This is a genomic window from Streptomyces sp. F001 (assembly GCF_004187715.1).
Taxonomy (GTDB): domain Bacteria; phylum Actinomycetota; class Actinomycetes; order Streptomycetales; family Streptomycetaceae; genus Streptomyces; species Streptomyces flavusporus.
In genome coordinates this window covers 1-3,782 of the sequence record NZ_QZWF01000120.1, presented here as the reverse complement: position 1 = coordinate 3,782, position 3,782 = coordinate 1, and the positions used below count along the sequence as shown (strand labels likewise).

At 75.4% G+C, this 3,782-nt stretch carries 3 protein-coding genes; 1 reads left to right on the top strand and 2 read right to left on the bottom strand.

The window, feature by feature from the left end:
• Positions 1–136: 136 nt before the first annotated feature.
• Complete coding sequence (gene cobT / locus StrepF001_RS44700) at positions 137–1,225, bottom strand: nicotinate-nucleotide--dimethylbenzimidazole phosphoribosyltransferase (RefSeq protein ID WP_129803795.1); 1,089 nt, start codon at positions 1,223–1,225, stop codon at positions 137–139.
• A gap of 152 nt (positions 1,226–1,377) precedes the next feature.
• On the opposite strand from cobT, the gene StrepF001_RS44695 reads away from it, so the two are divergent.
• Positions 1,378–2,415: a class I SAM-dependent methyltransferase gene (locus tag StrepF001_RS44695; protein ID WP_129803794.1), complete on the top strand. Its 1,038-nt coding sequence runs from the start codon at positions 1,378–1,380 to the stop codon at positions 2,413–2,415.
• 21 nt (positions 2,416–2,436) lie between these two features.
• Here the strand turns inward: StrepF001_RS44695 and StrepF001_RS44690 are convergent, their stop codons facing one another.
• Positions 2,437–3,645, bottom strand: a complete 1,209-nt coding sequence (locus tag StrepF001_RS44690) for a bifunctional adenosylcobinamide kinase/adenosylcobinamide-phosphate guanylyltransferase (protein ID WP_129803793.1) — start codon at positions 3,643–3,645, stop codon at positions 2,437–2,439.
• Positions 3,646–3,782: the final 137 nt, after the last annotated feature.

The window sequence follows — 3,782 nt, the reverse complement described above, 5'->3', positions numbered from 1 at the left end:
GGGGGTCCCCCCTCTGGGGGAGGCACCTCGCCGGCGCGGGCCGGTGGTGCACGAGGGGCAGCGGGGCCGTCCGGCGGACGGCCCCGACCGCCACCGGGACGCCCGCACTCGCCGCCTGCGCAGCTTCCGCAGCCGCCTACGCCCTCTCGCCGGCCTCCGTCTGCTCCTCCGTCACCGAGTCCGCCTTCTCGGGCAGCTCCGCCGCCAGTGCCGCCGCGGCCTGTACCAGGGGCAGTGCCAGCAGGGCGCCCACGCCCTCGCCGGCCTTCATCCCGTGGTCGAGGAGCGGCTCCAGGGCCATCCGGTCCAGCGCCTTGGCCTGTCCCGGTTCCCCGCTGTTGTGCCCCGCCAGCCACCAGTCCGGCGCCCGGAACGCGATCCGCTGGGCCACCAGCGCACACGCGGCGACGACCACCCCGTCCAGGATCACCGGCATCTTCCGCACGGCGCTCTGCAGCAGGAACCCGGTCATCGCGGCGAGGTCGGCACCGCCCACCGTCGCCAGAAGCTGCAACTGGTCTCCCAGCACCGGCCGCGCCCGCCGCAGCGCGTCCCGGATCGCGGCGCACTTGCGCATCCACGTCAGGTCGTCGATCGCGAGGCCGCCCCGCCCGGTCACCACGGAGGCGTCGGTTCCGCACAGCGCGGCGACCAGCACCCCGGCCGCCGTCGTGCCGCCCACGCTCACATCGCCCAGCACGACCAGATCCGTACCGGAGTCGGCCTCCTCGTCGGCCACCGCGACCCCGGCCCGGAAGGCGGCCTCCGCCTCCTCGGCCGTCAGCGCGTCCTCGATGTCGATCCGGCCGCTGCCGCGCCGCACCCGATGCCGTACGACGTCCTCGGGCAGCGTCCCCGGATCGCAGTCCAGTGCCATGTCGACGACCCGCACCGGCACACTGAGCCGCCGGGCGAGCACGGACACCGGACGGCCGCCCTCCAGCACCTCCCGCACCAACTCCGCGGCGCTGCCCGCGGGCCGCGCCGACACTCCCAACTCCGCGATGCCGTGGTCCCCGGCGAACAGCACCACGCGCGGCTGTTCCACCGACCGCACCGGTACGGTGCCCTGCGCCGCGGCCAGCCACTCACCCAGGTCGTCGAGGCGCCCGAGCGAACCGGGCGGCACGATCTGACGCTCCCGGCGCGCCTCGGCGTCGCGGCGCACCCCACCGTCGGGGCGCTCGATCAGATCGGTGAAGTCGTCGAGATTAAGCGAGCTCATTCGCCGAACAGTACCGGCCTCGATCGAACAGGACGGCGCCACATGGCCACCGCTCACCCGCGATGTCATTGCACCCAAGATCGTGATCCCATACGTTCCGGTTTGCAGCGGATTGCCGCAGGTCTCCGTCCGTCGTCTCCCGGGAGCCGCCGATGCCACCCACGCCCCCCGCCACAGCGGCGGCCGAGCGACGCCGTGCCGCCTGTTTCGCCGAACTCGCCCTGGGCACCGACCGCTTCCACGCCCCGCGCCGCGCCGACTGCCCCTGGTGCGGCTCGGCCCGCCTGCTCACCCGCTTCACCGCCCCCGACCTGCTCCAGCACAAGCCGGGCACCTTCACGCTCGACGAGTGCCGGGACTGCGGCCACACCTTCCTGAACCCGCCTCTCTCACCCGAGGGCCTCGCCTTCCACCACCGGTACCCGCACGACCCCCGGCCGAGCCGGCGCCGGCTCCGGGCGGCCGCCCGCGCGCTGCTGCCCTTCCCGGAGCCGGAGAGCTGGCTGGACGTCGGCACGGGTGAGGCGCACTTCCCACAGGCGGCGCGGGAACTCTTCCCGTACACGGCGTTCGACGGCGTCGACCCCACCCACCGCGTGCTGCGGGCCCGCGAGGCCGGCCACATCGAGGAGGCGTACGTCGGCCACCTCGCCGCCCCCGACCTCACCGCACGCCTGCGCGCCCGCTACGACGTCGTCAGCCTGCTCCACCACCTGGACCGCACCCCCGCCCCCCGTGCGGAACTCCGGGCCGCCGTCCTCGCGCTGCGCCCCGGCGGCCACCTCCTCCTCGAAGCCCCCGACCCGCAGTGCGCGTTCGCCAGGCTGCTCGGCAAGTGGTGGCTCCCGCACACCCTGCCCCGCCATCTGCACCTGATCCCGCTGGACAACCTCCGCAGGGAACTGGAGTCCCATGGCTGCACGATCGTCACCGCCGACCACCACCCGGCCCACCGGCCCCACGACCTGTCGACAGCCCTGTCCCTGGCTCTGTCCCACGTCCTGCCGGACCCGGACACGCCGTGGCGGCCGACCGCACCGACCCCGCTCCAGCGGACAGTCCGTACGACCTTCCGGTGCGCCGCCCTGCCCCTGACGGCGGCGGCCGGCGCCGCGGACCACACCCTGGCGCCCCTGTTCCGCCGCACCCGCTTCGCCAACGCCTACCGGATCATCGCCCGCCGCACCTGACCCTGCAGCGGCGGCGGACGGTCACCCCCGCAGCAGCACCGCCTGCCCCGCCACCACCAGCAGCACCTGCTCGCACTCACCCGCGAACGCCGCGTTGAGCCGCCCGAGTTCGTCCCGGTACCGCCGCCCCGACGCCGTGGCCGGCACGATCCCCGACCCGACCTCGTTGGACACGGCGACCACGACCCGCCGGGTCTGCCGCACCGCCTCCGTCAGCTCGCGCACCCGCTCCCGCAGCGCACGTTCACCCCCGGCGGCCCACTCGGCGTCGTCCCACGCCCCGACGGAGTCCATCGCGTCGGTCAGCCACAGCGACAGACAGTCGATCAGCAGCGGCGGCCCGTCCTCCTTCAGCAACGGCACCAGATCGCACGTCTCCGTCGTCCGCCACGACCCGGGCCGCCGTTCCCGGTGCGCGGCGACCCGCTCCGCCCACTCGCCGTCCCCGTTCCGGGTGCCGCCCGTCGCGACGTACAGCACATCGGGGAACGCCTCAAGCCGCCGCTCCGCCTCCACCGACTTCCCCGACCGCGCCCCGCCCAGCACCAGCGTCCGCCGCGGCACGTCCGGCACATCCTCGTACGCCCCCACCGCCAGCGTCGTCCCGTCCGGCACCGCGCGCGCCCCGGCCGCCGCCAGCCGCCGCCGCAACTCGGCCCCCGGTGGCACGTCGTGGTCCAGATGGACGGCGACGACATCGGTCGTCGGCCCCACCGCGCCCACCGCCCGCAACCGGGCCAGGCCGTCCGGCCGCCCCACCACGTCCGCGAGCAGCATGTCGTACGGCTCGGCCTGGGCGGAGCCCTCCTCCAGTCCGGCCGGTGCGCCGCCCGGCGACAGATACAGCACCCGCTGGCCGTCCGGCCCGGTGACCGCGTACCCCGTGCCCGGCGAGTCCATCGCCACCGCCCGCACCCGATGCCCCGTCAGCAGCGCCAACTCCCGCCCGTCCGGCACCCGCCCGGGCTGCGGCAGCCCGGCCGGCACCTCCACCGGAGGACCGTCGTGCGGATGCGACAGCAGCACCTGCCGTACGCCCGACAGCGAACGCCCTGCCCGCGCCGCCGCGAACGCCGCACCCGGCGTCAGATCGAGCAGCAGCGCCCCGTCCACCAGAGCGGCGGTGGCCGCCCGCGCATCCACGCCGAGCGCGGTCGCGCAGGCCGCGCAGGGACAGTCGGGGCGGGGCAGTCCCGCCGGGGCACCGGTGCCGAGCAGAGTCAGTTCCACGAACCCGATTTTCACCGGTAGCCGCCGACACTGCGCGCCCGGCACCCCCCGCCTGCGCAACTGCAGGCAGTCACGCCGCACGCAGCTGCAGGCAGTCACGCCGCACGCAGCTGCGTGCGGCGTGACTGCCTGCAGCT

Coding starts and splice junctions, on each gene's coding strand:
- StrepF001_RS44695 (WP_129803794.1), top strand. CDS start 1,378: ATGCCACCCACGCCCCCCGCCACAGCGGCGGCCGAGCGACGCCGTGCC.
- cobT (WP_129803795.1), bottom strand. CDS start 1,225: ATGAGCTCGCTTAATCTCGACGACTTCACCGATCTGATCGAGCGCCCC.